This is a genomic window from Pantoea sp. Cy-640 (assembly GCF_011752635.1).
Taxonomy (GTDB): domain Bacteria; phylum Pseudomonadota; class Gammaproteobacteria; order Enterobacterales; family Enterobacteriaceae; genus Pantoea; species Pantoea dispersa.
Genome location: NZ_VWXB01000001.1, coordinates 1057729 through 1073949, shown reverse-complemented (window position 1 = coordinate 1073949; position 16221 = coordinate 1057729). Strand labels below are relative to the sequence as shown.

At 58.2% G+C, this 16221-nt stretch carries 12 protein-coding genes; 11 read left to right on the top strand and 1 reads right to left on the bottom strand.

What is annotated here, in order from left to right; all coding sequences use genetic code 11:
* Positions 1–6 precede the first annotated feature (6 nt).
* The 4 genes from tcyJ (at position 7) to F3J36_RS05295 (ending at position 3719) form a co-directional block, all read left to right on the top strand.
* Entirely contained in the window at positions 7–807 is an 801-nt protein-coding gene (tcyJ, locus tag F3J36_RS05310) for a cystine ABC transporter substrate-binding protein (RefSeq protein WP_021509903.1), read from the top strand.
* Positions 807–1475, top strand: coding sequence for a cystine ABC transporter permease (gene tcyL / locus F3J36_RS05305; protein WP_058757420.1), 669 nt, complete (start codon positions 807–809; stop codon positions 1473–1475). Before tcyJ ends, tcyL begins: the two co-directional genes overlap by 1 nt.
* On the top strand, positions 1472–2224 hold the full coding sequence (tcyN, locus tag F3J36_RS05300) for an L-cystine ABC transporter ATP-binding protein TcyN (RefSeq protein ID WP_021509905.1): 753 nt from the start codon (positions 1472–1474) through the stop codon (positions 2222–2224). The genes tcyL and tcyN overlap by 4 nt, the downstream gene beginning before the upstream one ends.
* A 412-nt stretch (positions 2225–2636) precedes the next feature.
* Positions 2637–3719, top strand: a complete 1083-nt coding sequence (locus F3J36_RS05295) for an acyltransferase family protein (RefSeq protein WP_166719091.1) — start codon at positions 2637–2639, stop codon at positions 3717–3719.
* Between the two features lie 155 nt (positions 3720–3874).
* Here the strand turns inward: F3J36_RS05295 and putA are convergent, their stop codons facing one another.
* A complete protein-coding gene (putA, locus tag F3J36_RS05290) occupies positions 3875–7819 on the bottom strand; it encodes a trifunctional transcriptional regulator/proline dehydrogenase/L-glutamate gamma-semialdehyde dehydrogenase (protein WP_166719134.1) in 3945 nt (1314 codons plus the stop codon).
* 445 nt (positions 7820–8264) lie between these two features.
* On the opposite strand from putA, the gene putP reads away from it, so the two are divergent.
* The 7 genes from putP to F3J36_RS05255 all read left to right on the top strand — a co-directional run bounded on the left by putP (position 8265) and on the right by F3J36_RS05255 (position 16096).
* Entirely contained in the window at positions 8265–9749 is a 1485-nt protein-coding gene (gene putP, locus F3J36_RS05285; protein ID WP_058780697.1) for a sodium/proline symporter PutP, read from the top strand.
* A gap of 256 nt (positions 9750–10005) precedes the next feature.
* Positions 10006–10839 carry an iron uptake transporter permease EfeU gene (efeU, locus tag F3J36_RS05280; RefSeq protein WP_058757424.1) on the top strand — a complete coding sequence of 278 codons (834 nt, stop codon included), beginning with the start codon at positions 10006–10008 and terminating at the stop codon, positions 10837–10839.
* Between the two features lie 51 nt (positions 10840–10890).
* Positions 10891–12009, top strand: coding sequence for an iron uptake system protein EfeO (gene efeO / locus F3J36_RS05275; protein ID WP_166719090.1), 1119 nt, complete (start codon positions 10891–10893; stop codon positions 12007–12009).
* Positions 12010–12011: 2 nt separating this feature from the next.
* On the top strand, positions 12012–13292 hold the full coding sequence (gene efeB / locus F3J36_RS05270) for an iron uptake transporter deferrochelatase/peroxidase subunit (protein ID WP_166719089.1): 1281 nt from the start codon (positions 12012–12014) through the stop codon (positions 13290–13292).
* 574 nt (positions 13293–13866) lie between these two features.
* Positions 13867–14655 (top strand): phosphate starvation-inducible protein PhoH, encoded by a 789-nt coding sequence (phoH, locus tag F3J36_RS05265; protein WP_021509913.1) that lies wholly within the window; start codon positions 13867–13869, stop codon positions 14653–14655.
* Positions 14656–14753: 98 nt separating this feature from the next.
* Positions 14754–15758, top strand: coding sequence for an XdhC family protein (locus F3J36_RS05260; RefSeq protein ID WP_166719088.1), 1005 nt, complete (start codon positions 14754–14756; stop codon positions 15756–15758).
* 200 nt (positions 15759–15958) lie between these two features.
* Positions 15959–16096, top strand: coding sequence for a hypothetical protein (locus F3J36_RS05255; protein WP_166719087.1), 138 nt, complete (start codon positions 15959–15961; stop codon positions 16094–16096).
* Positions 16097–16221 lie beyond the last annotated feature (125 nt).

Here is a 16221-nt window from a genome sequence, read left to right as displayed (position 1 = left end):
GTAAACATGGCTTTCTCTCCGATTCGTCGCCAGCTGGTGATGGGAATGATGGCGGTCGCACTGGTGGCGGGCGTGAACGTAAAAAGCTTTGCGGCAGAAGATTTGCTGGCGCAGGTCAAGAGCAAAGGTGAGCTGCGCGTCGGGCTGGAAGGCACCTATCCGCCGTTCAGCTTCCAGGATGAAAACGGCAAGCTGACCGGTTTTGAAGTCGAGTTTGCCCAGGAGCTGGCAAAACACCTCGGCGTGAAAGCGGATCTCAAACCGACCAAATGGGACGGTATGCTGGCCTCGCTGGATTCCAAACGTATCGACGTGGTGATCAACCAGGTGACCATCTCCGACGAGCGCAAGAAGAAGTATGACTTCTCCACGCCGTACACCATCTCCGGCGTGCAGGCGCTGACGCTGAAGAAGAACGCGGGCTCCATCACCAAACCGGAAGATCTGTCCGGCAAGAAAGTTGGCGTGGGTCTCGGTTCTAACTACGAGCAGTGGCTGCGCGACAACGTCAAAGGCGTCGATATCCGTACCTATGACGATGACCCAACCAAATATCAGGATCTGCGTTCAGGCCGCGTTGATGCCATTCTGGTCGACCGCTTAGCCGCGCTGGATCTGGTGAAGAAAACCGGCAATACCATGGCGGTGGCGGGCCCGGCGTTCTCCCGTCTGGAAGCGGGCGTGGCGCTGCGTAAAGGCAATGAATCGCTGCTGAAAGCGATTGATGGTGCCATTGCCGACATGCAGAAAGACGGCTCGCTGAGCAAGCTGTCTGAGAAGTGGTTCGGCGCGGACGTCACGAAATAATGCAGGAAAGTTTACAGCTGGTGCTGGATTCAGCACCTTTTCTGCTGAAAGGCGCGCTGTTCACGCTGCAGCTGAGTATCGGCGGGATGTTCTTCGGCCTGATACTCGGCTTCGTGCTGGCGCTGATGCGCCTGTCACGCTTCTGGCCGGTTAACTGGCTGGCGCGTTTCTATGTGTCGATCTTTCGCGGCACGCCGCTGATTGCCCAGCTGTTTATGATCTACTACGGTCTGCCGCAGTTTGGCATTGAGCTCGACCCGATTCCATCAGCCATGATTGGTTTGTCACTCAACACCGCGGCCTATGCCTCGGAATCGCTGCGCGGCGCGATTGCGGCTATTGAGCGCGGTCAGTGGGAAGCGGCCGCCAGTATCGGCATGACGCCGTGGCAGACGCTGCGTCGCGTTATTCTGCCGCAGGCGGCGCGCACTGCGCTGCCACCGCTCGGTAACAGCTTTATCAGCCTGGTGAAAGATACCTCGCTGGCGGCCACCATTCAGGTGCCGGAGCTGTTCCGGCAGGCGCAGCTGATCACCTCGCGCACGCTGGAAGTGTTCACCATGTATCTGGCGGCCTCGCTGATTTACTGGGTGATGGCTACGGTGCTGTCGGCGCTGCAAAACCGGCTGGAAGCGCACGTCAATCGTCAGGATCGGGAGGCAAGATGAGTGCAATTGAAGTCCGTCAGCTGGTGAAACAGTTTCACGGCCAGACGGTGCTGCACGGTATCGATCTCGATGTCGCGCCCGGCGAAGTGGTGGCGATCATCGGTCCGAGCGGTTCGGGCAAAACCACGCTGCTGCGCAGTATTAATCTGCTGGAAGTGCCGGAAAGCGGCCAGGTCAAAGTTGGTGACATCAGCATCGACGCCAGCCTCGGCCTGCATAAGCAGAAGGATAAAGTGCGGCAGCTGCGCCAGCAGGTCGGCTTTGTGTTCCAGAACTTCAACCTGTTCCCGCACCGTTCGGTGCTGGAGAACATCATTGAAGGGCCGGTGATCGTCAAAGGCGAAGCGAAGGCGGAAGCCATTGCGCGCGCGCGCACGCTGCTGGAGAAGGTCGGTCTGCACGGTAAGGAAGAGAGTTTCCCGCGCCGGCTTTCCGGCGGTCAGCAGCAGCGCGTCGCAATTGCCCGGGCGCTGGCGATGCGCCCGCAGGTGATTCTGTTCGATGAGCCAACCTCGGCGCTGGATCCTGAACTGGTGGGCGAGGTGCTCAGCACCATCCGCGCGCTGGCGCAGGAGAAACGCACCATGGTGATCGTCACGCATGAGATGAGCTTCGCGCGTGACGTCGCCGATCGCGCCATTTTTATGGATCAGGGGCGTATTGTGGAGCAGGGCCCGGCTAAAGCGCTGTTCAGCAATCCGCAGCAGGCACGCACCCGGCAATTTCTCGATAAGTTTCTCAATCAATAATCTCTCCGGGCCGGTTCGCTGGCCCGAATTATTTTCCCTTTAGCAAAATATTAAATACCGCGCTTACCTTTTTGACGCATTAATAAATTTATTTCCCGGTGATATAATTAATGCTGGTTTACTCCGCTGCGGAATGTTCTTAATTTCCGCGCGGCATTACGTGCGCGGCGCGGCGTCAAATTATGCCATGAATGCTTAAATAACAGCTATTCACGGCTAACCCGCCGGGCGGTCAATTTATCTCTGGTACTGTAAAGTATTGTTATATCAGGACCAGCGAAAAAGTTTTAGGAGTTTCGCTAGAGTCAGTCCCTGCTGCTTGTTGAATAATCGTTGAATAACCATAAAGGCTTTACTGCCTGTTTCTTCATTCTTCTCCTTTAAGACCTACACCGCAGCAGGAGTCAAAAATATGAATAACGCCAGGAAAGAAGATATTGCATGGGTGAATACCCTGAAAGGGGGGTGCATATTGCTGGTGGTGCTGTACCACACCGTATTACCAGGCTTTGAAGGCACGGTTAAATATCTCAGCGCCGGCTGGATCCCGGCGGAAATATGGGTGCAGTTTAATACGGTGTTATCACCGTTGCGTATGCCCGCCTTTTTCTTCGTCTCCGGCCTGCTTGCCACCAACGGCATTCTCAACCGGCCGTGGAAACAGGTGTTTACCAGTCGCATTACTAATCTGTTCTATCTCTATGTGCTATGGGGCTTTATTCAGTGGTGGTCGATTGTCGGCATTTCGACTGAAATCACCGGCCAGCGTATCTCGCAGAATCTCAACGCGGCTTACGCCGGTTCGCTGCTGGAGTTCCTTAAGCTGACCTTCCTGGCAATGAGTACCTCGTGGTACCTGTACGGTCTGGCGATCTACTTTCTGTGCGCCAAAATCTTCCGCCAGCACCAAGTGGCGCTGCTGGTCGCGGCGGTGGTGCTGAATTATCTGGCGGTGGAGAAGATCATTCCCTACTGGGGACCGCAGAGCGTGGCGCAGTATTTCCTGTTCTTCCTGCTGGGCGCGTTCTGGAGCCCGCTGATGTTGCGCCTGAGTCAGCTGCGCCGCGAGAACCTTCTGCCGTGGGCCGCGCTGGCTGCACTGTCCGGTCTGCACGTGATTTTTGGCCTCGATAAGAGCCTGTTCATGTGCATCATCGCGGTGCTGGTGAGCGTGGCGGCGTGCCGCTGGCTCAACGCGCACTTCAGCATGCGTTACTTCAACTGGATTGGCCGCAACACGCTGCAGATCTACGTTATCCACCGCATTTTTATTGAGTTCTTCGGTATGTCAGCGATTCTGTTTGCGCAGCGCCATCATTTGTTTGAGCAGGTGTGGTTTGCGCTGCTGTGGGCGTGCTTCTATCCGCTGGCAATTGTCGGCATCTGTTCGCTGTGTTCGGTGGCGGTGTGGTCGCTGACCAACCGCGGGCTGGGGCAGTCGCTGTTTGTGTTCCCGACGCTGATTGGTTTGAAACGCAGTAAGTCGGTGGCGTGATGTGCGCTGGTAAGTTTTAAAGTGGTACAAAAACGAGGGCACGTTTCGTAGCGGCGCGATTCATCGCACAATGAATGGCGCCGCTACGGCCTCGTTGCAACTTGCGGTGTCCTTCACCGATCCCCATTGCGCCATCCATGGCGATCCTGCTTTACTTAACCAATGGTCATCAGGCTGGCGTTGCCGCCGGCGGCCGCGGTATTGACGCTCAGCGAGCGCTCAATCAGCAGACGTTCCAGCAGCAGATTGGTCTCGCCGCGGGCAAAGCCCTGCACTGACACAATCGCGCCTTCGCGGGCGGCAATCTGTTCGCACAGGCTGCGCAGCTGATCGGCATCGCCGTGATAGATCACCGCATCAAACTCCGCCGCCAGCACATCTTTCGCCAGCGTGATGCGCGCCTGCACCGCGGCCGGCAGCGACTGGCGCAGCGTCCGGTGCAGCTCGTCATCCTGCCACAGTGCCTGGCTACCGACGCTGGTGACCGCCGCCAGCTGAATCAGCGCATCCTGCTGATTGTCCGCGATACACAGTACCCGATCGCGCGGCAGCAGCGTAAAGGTGTTGCGCTCACCGGTCGGGCCCGGCAGCAGTCGCACGGTTCCGGCCTGGCTCAGCGCATCGTAACGCTGACACAGCGCCAGCAGCTCCGGCTTATCCTGTGCCCAGCTCTGCAATGCCTGATGCGCGCTCAGCAGCGTGGTGCGCACGCTGCTGTCCACCGGCCGTTCGGCATCCTGACGATCAAAGGTGATGCGCAGGGCGCCATCCGGACGATGGGCCAGCAGGCGGTAGAGATAGAGCGGACCGCCGGCTTTCGGACCGGTGCCCGACAGACCTTCGCCACCGAACGGCTGCACGCCGACCACCGCGCCGACCATGTTACGGTTAACGTACAGGTTGCCGACTTTCGCCCCGGCCGTCACCTGCGCAATGGTTTCATCGATTCGGGTATGCACGCCGAGCGTCAGGCCATAGCCCGAGGCGTTGATCTGCTCAATCAGCTGCGGCAGGTTGTTGCGCGCAAAGCGCACCACGTGCAGCACCGGACCGAACACCTCTTTATCCAGATCGCTGACCTGATCGAGCTCAATCAGCGTCGGTTTGATAAAGGTGCCGCTGTGCCACTCTTTGCTGTCCTGCGGATGCTCCTGCACCGCCTGATACACGGTAAAGCCTTTATTGCGCATCGCCTGGATATGACGCTCGATGTTGGCTTTGGCTTCAGCGTCGATCACCGGACCGACGTCGGTCGACAGACGCTCCGGATTGCCCATGCGGCATTCGGCCATGGCACCACGCAGCATTTTCAGCGTGTGGTCCGCCACATCGTCCTGGATGCACAGCAGACGCAGCGCCGAGCAGCGCTGGCCGGCGCTGTCAAACGCGGACGCGACGATATCCACCACCACCTGTTCGGTAAGCGCGGAAGAGTCGACGATCATGGCGTTCATGCCGCCGGTTTCGGCGATCAGCGGCGTCGGACGACCCTGCGGATCGAGGCGGCCAGCGAGGTTGCGCTGCAGCAGGGTGGCGACTGCGGTTGAGCCGGTGAACATCACGCCGCGCACCCGCTCGTCGCCGGTCAGCTGCGCACCCACCGTTTCGCCCTGGCCGGGCAGCAGTTGCAGCACGCCGGCCGGTACGCCGGCATCCAGCATGATCTGCACCGCCTGCGCGGCAATCAGCGGCGTCTGCTCGGCGGGTTTCGCCAGCACGCTGTTGCCGGCCGCCAGGGCGGCGGCAATCTGGCCGGTGAAAATCGCCAGCGGGAAGTTCCACGGGCTGATGCACACTACCGGACCGAGCGGGCGATGGGTTTCGTTATCGAAATCGTCACGCACCATGCCGGCGTAGTAGTAGAGGAAGTCCACCGCTTCGCGCACTTCGGCAATGGCGTTGTTGTAGTTTTTGCCTGCCTCACGCACCAGCAAACCAATCAGCTGCTGCATCTGATCTTCCATCGTCTGGGCGGCACGTTCGAGGATCGCGGCGCGCTCCTGCGGCGGCGTGGCGAACCAGATCGGTCCGGCATTCACTGCGGCATCCAGCGCACAGGAGACCTCTTCAGGGGTAGCTTCCCGCACGCTGCCGACGATATCTGCCGGCGTGGCCGGGTTGATCACCGCGCGGCTGCTGCCGCTACCCAGCTCGCCATCAATGATCGGCTGAGCCTGCCACGGCTGGCTGGCGCTGGAGAGCAGGGCGCTGGAGAGCGACGCCAGGCGGTGTTCGTTGGCCAGATCCAGACCGGCAGAGTTAACACGCTTGTCGCCATACAGATCGCGCGGCAGCGGAATCTTCGGATGCGGCAGGCCAATGGCGCCTTCTGCGACCCCCATTTTTTCCACTGCAGCCACCGGATCGGCCACCAGCTCGTCAATCGGCAGCGTGTTGTCAGCGATGCGGTTGACGAACGAGGTATTGGCGCCGTTTTCCAGCAGGCGACGCACCAGGTAGGCCAGCAGCGTTTCGTGGGTACCGACCGGCGCATAAATCCGGCACGGCCGGTTCAGCTTGCCATCGGCCACTTTGCCCACCACCTGCTCGTACAGCGGTTCGCCCATGCCGTGCAGGCACTGGAATTCGTACTGGCCAGGATAGTAGTTGTTGCCCGCCAGCTGGTAGATCGCCGCCAGGGTGTGGGCGTTGTGAGTAGCAAACTGCGGATAAATCAGGTTAGGCACCGCCAGCAGTTTACGCGCACAGGCGAGGTAGGAGATGTCGGTGTACACCTTGCGGGTGTAAACCGGATAGCCTTCAAGGCCTTCCATCTGCGCGCGCTTGATTTCGCTATCCCAGTAAGCGCCTTTCACCAGACGGATCATCAGACGACGGCGGCTGCGCTGCGCCAGATCCACCAGCGCATCAATCACAAACGGGCAGCGCTTCTGATAAGCCTGAATCACGAAACCGATGCCGTTCCAGCCTTCCAGCTCCGGCTCAAAACAGAGTTTTTCCAGCAGATCGAGCGACAGCTCCAGGCGATCGGCTTCTTCAGCATCGATGTTGATGCCGATGTCATACGAGCGCGCCAGCAGCGTCAGCGATTTCAGGATCGGGTAAAGCTCTTCCATCACCCGCTCATACTGCGCGCGGCTGTAGCGCGGATGCAGCGCCGACAGCTTGATGGAAATGCCCGGACCTTCATAAATGCCGCGCCCGTTGGAGGCTTTACCAATAGCGTGGATCGCCTGCTGATAGGAGATCAGATAGGCTTTGGCATCGCTGGCGGTGAGTGCCGCTTCGCCCAGCATGTCATACGAGTAGCGGAAGCCTTTCTCTTCCAGCTTGCGCGCGTTGGCCAGCGCCTCGGCGATGGTTTCGCCGGTGACGAACTGTTCGCCCATCAGGCGCATCGCCATATCCACGCCTTTGCGGATCAGCGGTTCGCCGCTCTTGCCGATGATGCGGTTCAGCGATTTAGACAGGTTGGCTTCATTGTGCGTGGAGACCAGACGACCGGTAATCAGTAGGCCCCAGGTGGCGGCGTTGACGAACATCGACGGGCTGCGGCCCAGATGGGACTGCCAGTTGCCGTTGCTGATTTTATCGCGGATCAGCGCATCGCGGGTGGGCTTGTCAGGAATACGCAGCAGCGCTTCCGCCAGGCACATCAGCGCCACGCCTTCCTGAGACGAGAGCGAGAACTCCTGCAGCAGGCTTTGCACCATGCCGGCGCGTCCGGTTGCCCCTTTTTGGTGCCGTAGCTTGTCCGCCAGGCTGTAAGCCAGCTGGTGGGTTTTCTCTGCCAGCGGGGCAGGGAGACGCGCCTGCTCCAGCAGCATCGGCACCGCATCGGTCTCCGGACGACGCCACGCGGCGGTGATGGCCGAGCGGCTGACCGACTGTGGCAAAATGTGTTCAGCGAAGTCGAGGAAAGGCTGGAAGCTCTCTTCCGGCACGCGCTCATCGTCTGCGGCATCATTCAGCTGCAGCGGGATCTCCGCCAGCGTTTCTCCCGCTTCCAGCTGGCCGAGATAGTTAAAAATTGCCTGCTTGATCAGCCAGTGTGGCGTGCGGTCAATCTTTTGCGCCGCCAGTTTAATGCGATCGCGGGTGGCTTCATCCAGCTTCACCCCCATGGTGGTGGTTCCCATGATTTCCTCGTCCTCAAAATGTGAATCAACGTCAGCGTGGGCTGCACTATCACTCATGTTGCAACTTTGTGCAACCGTGTTAAATGTGACCCCGGTTGCACGTTTTTAACCGGCTTTTTTGTTAACGCAGCAAAAGCGGCACAGAACTTGCTGCAAGAATCTCGCCAGAGTTGCAACCCACTGCAACAGGACGCCTCCTGGCTAACATCAGGTGCAACTTAAAATGTGAACAGGCGCAACCTGTGAGCATGAAAAATGCAAAGTCAGGTGAAACCCAGGTAACAGCTGTGTTAAATGCATTGTGCGCGTCGCACCTTTGCGGCAGGATACCGCGCCTTATGAGAAATCGCTTTCTCTGGATGCGGTAAAGCCCTGACGTTATCCCGTTCCGGTAACGCAGGAAAAAGATTTCTCTTAAGAGATCAAATAATAAGTGGAGAGACAGATGACAGTAAGTACACCGATGCTGGTGACATTTATCATTTACATCCTCGGGATGGTGTTGATTGGTTTTATCGCGTACCGCTCAACCAAAAACTTTGACGACTATATTCTGGGCGGTCGCAGCCTGGGCAGCGTGGTAACCGCGCTGTCGGCCGGGGCCTCGGACATGAGCGGCTGGCTGCTGATGGGACTGCCGGGCGCGATTTTTCTCTCCGGGATCTCTGAGAGCTGGATTGCCATCGGCCTGACGATTGGCGCGTGGCTGAACTGGAAAATTGTTGCGGGTCGCCTGCGCGTGCAGACCGAGCATCACAATAACGCCTTAACCCTGCCAGACTTTTTCACCAGCCGCTTCGAAGACCACAGCAAAATTCTGCGCGTCATCTCGGCACTGGTAATCCTGATCTTCTTCACCATTTACTGCGCCTCGGGCGTGGTTGCGGGTGCGCGCCTGTTTGAAAGCACCTTCGGCATGAGTTATGAAACCGCACTGTGGGCTGGCGCGGCAGCAACCATTCTTTATACGCTGGTGGGCGGCTTCCTTGCGGTGAGCTGGACCGATACCGTACAGGCCAGCCTGATGATTTTTGCCCTGATTCTGACGCCGGTAATTGTGATTATCGCCGTCGGTGGCCTGGATGATTCGCTGGCCGTGATTGAAGCGAAAAGCCTGGAAAACCTCGATATGCTGAAGGGCCTGAACTTCGTGGCGGTGATTTCACTGCTCGGCTGGGGCCTTGGCTACTTCGGCCAGCCGCATATTCTGGCGCGCTTCATGGCCGCAGACTCGCACCGTTCTATTCGTACTGCACGCCGCATCGGCATGGCCTGGATGATCCTGTGCCTGGCCGGTGCCGTCGCGGTGGGCTTCTTCGGCATCGCCTATTTCCAGAACCATCCGGATCAGGCGGCGGGCGTGAGCGAAAACGGCGAGCGCGTGTTTATCGAGCTGGCACGTATTCTGTTCAATCCGTGGATCGCCGGTATTCTGCTGTCAGCTATTCTGGCGGCGGTGATGTCGACCTTGAGCTGTCAGCTGCTGGTGTGCTCGAGCGCACTGACCGAAGACCTGTATAAAGGTTTCCTGCGTAAAAATGCCAGCCAGAAAGAGCTGGTGTGGGTTGGCCGTTTAATGGTGCTGGTGATTGCGCTGGTGTCGATTGCGCTGGCCTCCAACCCGGAGAACCGCGTGCTCGGCCTGGTGAGCTACGCCTGGGCAGGCTTCGGGGCCGCATTCGGTCCGGTGGTGCTGTTCGGCGTGTGCTGGAAGCGCATGACGCGCAACGGCGCGCTGGCCGGCATGATTATCGGTGCCGCCACGGTGCTGATCTGGAAGCAGTACGCCTGGCTCAATCTGTATGAAATCATCCCGGGCTTCCTGTTTGCCAGCATCGCGATTGTCGTGGTGAGCCTGGCCGGTCGCGAACCGTCGGCTGAAGCGCAGCAGCGTTTTATTGCTGCCGAAGCGGAATACAACACCAAATAACGGTGTTGGCCTGAGTAAAGCGGGGAGCGCGAGTGCCGTGCTCCCCGCACTGTTAGTGTCACGTCCTCTGCGCGCGATTTATCGCCTAATCTGTCACTCCACCCTGACTTTCCCGCATCGCTACCTGACCCGCAAAAGCAAAATTAATTTCGCGCGGTGACTTGTATTTTCATCCGCGATAATGATAATCGATATCGTTCGCACTTTACGTATTTTTACCTAAGGTTTACCCTCCTTAACATTCAAGAGGTTGGTGATGTTCGTTCCCTTTCTCATTATGCTGCGCGAAGGTCTCGAGGCAGCACTCATCGTCAGCCTGATTGCCAGCTATCTCAAACGCACCCAGCGCAGCCAGTGGTTCCCCGCGATGTGGGCCGGCGTGTTTATCGCTGCGGTGCTGTGTCTCGCGCTCGGTATTTTCATCAACGAAACCACCGGTGAGTTCCCGCAGAAACAGCAGGAACTGTTTGAGGGCATCGTGGCGGTGATTGCCGTGGTGATCCTCACCTCGATGGTGTTCTGGATGCGCAAGGTTTCGCGCAATATCAAAGCCACGCTGGAAAAATCCGTCGATCAGGCGCTGCAGAAGCCGGGCGGCAGCGGGTTGCCGCTGGTGCTGATGGTGTTTCTCGCCGTGGCGCGGGAAGGGCTGGAGTCGGTGTTCTTTCTGCTGGCCGCGTTTACCCAGGATGTTGGCTATGCGCCACCGATTGGCGCGGTGCTGGGTCTGGCGACCGCCATCGTGCTGGGCATGCTGATTTACTACGGCGGCGTGCGCCTTAACATGGCGCATTTCTTCCGCTGGACCAGCCTGTTCATCCTGCTGGTGGCGGCCGGACTGGCAGCGGGGGCGATCCGCGCCTTCCACGAGGCGGGACTGTGGAACCACTTCCAGGCGACCGCGTTTGACTTCAGCAACACGCTCTCGACCCATTCGATCTTCGGCACGCTGCTGGAAGGCATTCTGGGTTATCAGGAAGCGCCGAGCGTCAGCGAAGTCGCGGTATGGCTGATTTACCTGATCCCAGCGCTGCTGCTGTTTTTCTTCCCGGCGCGTCCGGCACCCAGCGCTGCACGGTCGGTGCGCTAACTTTTCGCAGGCGCGCGTGCGCCTGTACCTTCATGTAACAGGGATATGACTATGACGATTCGCTTCCGCCGTAAGGCGCTGTTGCTCTCCATGCTGGCGCTGTCCGGTGCCGCTTCTGCCGCTGCCGTACCGCAGGTCACGGTGACGGTCACTGACAAGCAGTGCGAGCCGATGTCGCTCAACGTGCAGGCCGGTAAAACCCAGTTCATCATCAAAAACAACAGCCAGAAAGCGCTGGAGTGGGAAATCCTCAAAGGCGTGATGGTGGTGGAAGAGCGCGAAAACATCGCGCCCGGCTTCAGCCAGAAGCTCACCGCCAACCTGGAAGCGGGTGAATATGACATGACCTGCGGCCTGCTCACCAATCCGAAAGGCAAGCTGGTGGTCAGCGGTGACAGCCAAACCGCCAGCAGCGGCAAGCCAGACGTGCTGCAGCTGGTCGGGCCGATTGCCGATTACAAAGTCTACGTGATGGCAGAAGTGAGCGCGCTGGTGGCCGGCACCAAAGCCTTTACCGACGCGGTAAAAGCCGGTGACGTGGAAAAAGCCAAAGCGCTGTATGCGCCGACGCGCGTGCACTATGAGCGCATCGAGCCGATTGCCGAACTGTTCTCTGACCTCGACGGCAGTATTGACGCGCGTGAAGATGACTTCGAGAAAAAAGCGGAAGATCCGAAATTTACCGGCTTCCACCGGCTGGAAAAATTGCTGTTCGCCGACAACACCACCAAAGGCGCGGACGCGTTCGCTGGCCAGCTGTATAAGGATGTGCAGGATCTGCAAACCCGCGTCAGCGAGCTGGCCTTCCCGCCGGCGAAAGTGGTCGGTGGCGCGGCAGGCCTGATTGAAGAGGTAGCGTCCAGCAAAATCTCCGGTGAGGAAGATCGCTACAGCCGTACCGATCTGTCCGATTTTCAGGCCAACATCGACGGCGCACAGAAAATCGTTGATCTGCTGCGTCCTCTGCTGCAAAAAGCCAATCCGCAGCTGCTGGCGAAAGTGGACGCGAACTTTAAGAAGGTGGATGGCATTCTCAGCAAATACCGCACCAAAGACGGTTTTGCTTCCTATGAAAAGCTGACCACCAGCGACCGTAATGCGCTGAAAGGGCCCATCACCACGCTGGCGGAAGATCTCTCCCTGCTGCGCGGCACTTTAGGTCTTGATTAATCATGAGTAAAAAAAATGACGCGGCGCAACCGTCGCGTCGTCGTCTGTTACAGGGATTGGGCATGCTGGGTGGCGCGGCGGCACTGGGCGGCGGCTGTCCGTTCCATGCCGCCAGCGCGGCAGAGAGTTTCTCACCCGCCACGGTTGCACCCGATGCGCGCCAGCAGGCGCAACCGTTTTACGGCGCTCATCAGGCCGGCATCCTGACGCCGCAGCAGGCATCTATGATGCTGGTGGCGTTTGATGTGCTGGCCGGTGATAAAGCCGAACTGGAACGCCTGCTGCGGCTGCTGACGCAGCGCTTTGCCTTTCTCACCCAGGGCGGACCGGCGCCGGCGGTGCCCAATCCGCAGCTGCCGCCGCTCGACTCCGGCATCCTGGGTGCGGACATTGCGCCCGATAACCTGACCCTGACGCTGTCGGTGGGTGATTCACTGTTCGACGAGCGCTTCGGGCTGGCCGCGCATAAGCCCAGCCAGCTGCAGACGATGACACGCTTTCCCAACGATTCGCTCGACGCCGCACAGTGCCATGGCGACCTGCTGATTCAGATCTGCGCCAATACCCAGGATACGGTGATTCACGCACTGCGCGATATCATCAAGCACACGCCGGATCTGCTGGCGGTGCGCTGGCGGCGCGACGGCTTTATCGCCGATCACGCTGCACGCAGCAAAGGGCGCGAAACGCCGATCAACCTGCTGGGTTTCAAGGATGGAACCGCCAATCCGGATACGCATAATGCGCAGTTGATGGACCAGCTGCTGTGGGTGACACCGGAACAGCAGGAACCGGCGTGGACGCACGGCGGCAGCTATCAGGTGGTACGCATCATCCGTTTTCACGTTGAAATGTGGGACCGCACGCCGCTGGGCGAGCAGCAAACCATTTTTGGTCGTGAGAAGTTGTCTGGTGCGCCGCTGGGGATGCAGCACGAGCACGACGTGCCGGATTACGCCCGCGACCCTGACGGCGAAATTATTGCGCTGGATGCGCATATCCGGCTCGCCAATCCGCGCACGCCGCAAACCGACAGCAGCCTGATGCTGCGGCGCGGCTACAGTTATTCCTCGGGGATTACCGGGGCAGGGCAGCTGGATATGGGGCTGCTGTTCGTCTGTTATCAGCACGATTTAAGCAAAGGCTTTATTACCGTGCAGAAACGGCTGAACGGCGAAGCGCTGGAAGAATATATTCGTCCTATCGGCGGCGGATACTTTTTTGTTTTGCCCGGCGTGGCGGACAAAAATCATTATCTGGGGCAGCCGTTGCTCGAAGCCTGATTAATTAATATACAGCGCTTGTCCACCGTTCGCGGTGCCAGGCGCTGCTGTTAAGCCCGCCTTAAATTTCTCCTGTCTCGCTGTGATGTCCGAATTTTCTGAAACAGTTTGTTAAATGCCGAATTACCTATCTTACTGAATATTATTATTAATTTAATTTAAGCGCACCGGGCTAGGGCAGCGCCACGCGGGTTTTCTTTGCCGTAAAGTAAAAATAGTGTTGCAAATCGGCGGAAATATGATGAACTTTAGTCATAGCGTCGTCAGTTGTGTGGCTAAGTCCACTGGAGTTCGCGCATGGCCCGGTCCTTATACGGACAGTTAAATACACTTCAGCTAGCGCAGTACGCTGCGGGGGATGGCCTCCCGCGTGAGAATCCTCTTCACTTTTCTTTTATTGCCTTCGAATTCTTTTCCGATGTTTACCGGTGCGCGGCAGCGTTTCGGCGTTGTTGCACACTTTTCTCACTGGCTCGATACGGCTTACAAGGAAGCCAACAAAACCTCTAAAGCGTTCAAATCATCGCCGCGGGTGATCCGCCGCGATAAATGAAACCAACTGTAAGGTGCCACTATGGGAAGACAGAAAGCAGTGATCAAAGCGCGTCGTGAAGCCCGCCGAGTGCTTCGCAGTGACTCTCGCAGTCATCGTCAGCGTGAAGAAGAATCGGTCACTTCGCTGGTGCAGATGGGTGGGCTGGATGCAATTGGCATGGCGCGCGATGTGCGTGACCGGTCACCAATTGAGGCCAGAAACGATGCTCAGGCGCACTATCTTAACGCCATAGAAACGAAACAGCTGATATTCGCGACCGGTGAAGCCGGCTGCGGTAAAACCTGGATCAGCGCTGCGAAAGCAGCCGAGGCCCTGATCAATAAGGACATCGAAAGGATCATTGTGACGCGCCCGGTTTTACAGGCGGATGAAGATCTCGGTTTCCTGCCAGGAGACATCTCCGAGAAATTCGCTCCCTATTTCCGACCGGTTTACGACGTTCTGGTTAAACGTCTCGGCGCTTCCTTTATGCAGTACTGCCTGCGACCCGAAATCGCCAAGGTAGAGATCGCGCCCTTCGCTTATATGCGCGGACGTACCTTTGAGAATGCGGTGGTGATTCTGGATGAGGCGCAAAACGTCACCGCTGCGCAGATGAAGATGTTCCTGACCCGCCTGGGCGAAAACGTCACCGTCATTGTCAACGGTGATGTCACCCAGTGCGACCTGCCCGCCAGCGTCAAATCTGGCCTTGCCGATGCGCTGGCGCGCTTCGAAGAGGATGAGATGATTGGCGTGGTGCGTTTCGGTAAAGACGACTGCGTTCGCTCGGCACTGTGCCAGCGCACGCTGCATGCTTACAGTTAACCTTGAAAAAATAGCTAATCTCAACCCGGCTGCGGCCGGGTTTTTCATTGCTATGCTTACGGGAAGAAAAAGGGCGGAAACGATGAGCGGAGAAAGTCATGCACTCTCTTGATGTGCAGGTGGTAAGGATGGCGCAGCAGTGGGCGGAAGCGCAGCCGGTGTGGCTGTGTACCGTGCTCAGCACGTACGGCTCATCGCCGCGCCCGCCGGGCGCGATGATGGTGATTCGCGCCGATGGGCGCTTTAGCGGTTCCCTTTCCGGTGGCTGCGTCGAGGAGAATTTTATCACCCGCGTTCAGCAGCAGGCGTTCTCTGCCGCCAGTCAACTGGTGCGCTATGGTGAGGGAGGCGACACGCCTGACCGCGCGCTGCCGTGCGGCGGCGTACTGGATATTCTGGTCGAACGGTTGCCTGCCGGTGCCGCTACGCTGCGCTATTTACAGCAACTGGAGGATGCGCTGACCGGCGCGCGTGCCATCACCAAACGCCTGACGCTGCCCCAGCCGTGTCACGCGCTCGAACCGGCACCTTATACCCGCCGCACCCGCACCCAGGTCACTGATGATGAAATCGTTCTGACCCTGAGTGCTGCGCCGCGCCTGATTCTTGCCGGACTCTCCAGCGTCGCCGTTTACTGTGCCAACTTCGCGCTGGCGCTGGGATTCGAAACCATCGTCTGTGAACACCGTGAAGAGGTGCTGAGCAATATGGCGGCCGAACTGGCGCCGGACGTCAAACTGGTGCAGCAGTTTCCGGCGGTGTATCTGGAACGCGAGGGCTGTCATGCCGCTACGGCGATCCTCTCGCTGACGCATGATGCGCGTATTGACGATCTCACCATGATGGAAGCGGTCAATCTGCCGGCATTTTATCTTGGTGCGATGGGCTCGCAGCGCAACAGCGCAAAACGCAAAGCGCGCCTGAGCGCGATTGCGGAGCTGACGCCGACGCAGTTGCAGCGCATTCACGCACCGGTTGGGCTGGATATCGGCAGCAAAACCCCGGCGGAGATCGCGCTGGCAATCATGGCGGATATTGTGCGTCACAAAAATGGGTTAGCGGCAACGGATGCGGTCAGCCCGGTGCACGCAGCGTCTGAATGATCACATCACTCACCCCACCAAAAACCCGGATGCACCAGGATGCCAGCAGACAGGCAAACGGTTATGTCAAATTTTCGCGCCGCAAATAATCAATAAGCTGTGCTTTATGTTTCATGATGTGATCAACGCTTGCGCTTTACCGGTAACATCTTATCTTCAGAGAAGCGTGTACAAACACCTGAACTGAGAAGGGGGTATTTATGGCTAAGCGTCATTGGATTAAATCAATTGAAATTACAGCAATTATTGTCTTCGCGCTGGTGATCGCCTGGCTGGCCGTCACGGGCATCATGTCATCAACCGGCCTCGATCATGCGTGGCCTTATCCACATCAATAACTGAGTCCGGCACCAGGGAAATCAATTACGCTTAAATATAAACAGAATAAATTATCTAACCTGCACACCCGTATCAGCGGCGACAGCGTGTCAGCACACAGGCTTTCGGTGTCAGGTTTGCCGTG

Bases quoted from the DNA above. Each gene is read 5' to 3' on its own strand.
- tcyJ (WP_021509903.1), top strand. From the start codon at position 7: ATGGCTTTCTCTCCGATTCGTCGCCAGCTGGTGATGGGAATGATGGCG.
- tcyL (WP_058757420.1), top strand. From the start codon at position 807: ATGCAGGAAAGTTTACAGCTGGTGCTGGATTCAGCACCTTTTCTGCTG.
- tcyN (WP_021509905.1), top strand. From the start codon at position 1,472: ATGAGTGCAATTGAAGTCCGTCAGCTGGTGAAACAGTTTCACGGCCAG.
- F3J36_RS05295 (WP_166719091.1), top strand. From the start codon at position 2,637: ATGAATAACGCCAGGAAAGAAGATATTGCATGGGTGAATACCCTGAAA.
- putA (WP_166719134.1), bottom strand. From the start codon at position 7,819: ATGGGAACCACCACCATGGGGGTGAAGCTGGATGAAGCCACCCGCGAT.
- putP (WP_058780697.1), top strand. From the start codon at position 8,265: ATGACAGTAAGTACACCGATGCTGGTGACATTTATCATTTACATCCTC.
- efeU (WP_058757424.1), top strand. From the start codon at position 10,006: ATGTTCGTTCCCTTTCTCATTATGCTGCGCGAAGGTCTCGAGGCAGCA.
- efeO (WP_166719090.1), top strand. From the start codon at position 10,891: ATGACGATTCGCTTCCGCCGTAAGGCGCTGTTGCTCTCCATGCTGGCG.
- efeB (WP_166719089.1), top strand. From the start codon at position 12,012: ATGAGTAAAAAAAATGACGCGGCGCAACCGTCGCGTCGTCGTCTGTTA.
- phoH (WP_021509913.1), top strand. From the start codon at position 13,867: ATGGGAAGACAGAAAGCAGTGATCAAAGCGCGTCGTGAAGCCCGCCGA.
- F3J36_RS05260 (WP_166719088.1), top strand. From the start codon at position 14,754: ATGCACTCTCTTGATGTGCAGGTGGTAAGGATGGCGCAGCAGTGGGCG.
- F3J36_RS05255 (WP_166719087.1), top strand. From the start codon at position 15,959: ATGGCTAAGCGTCATTGGATTAAATCAATTGAAATTACAGCAATTATT.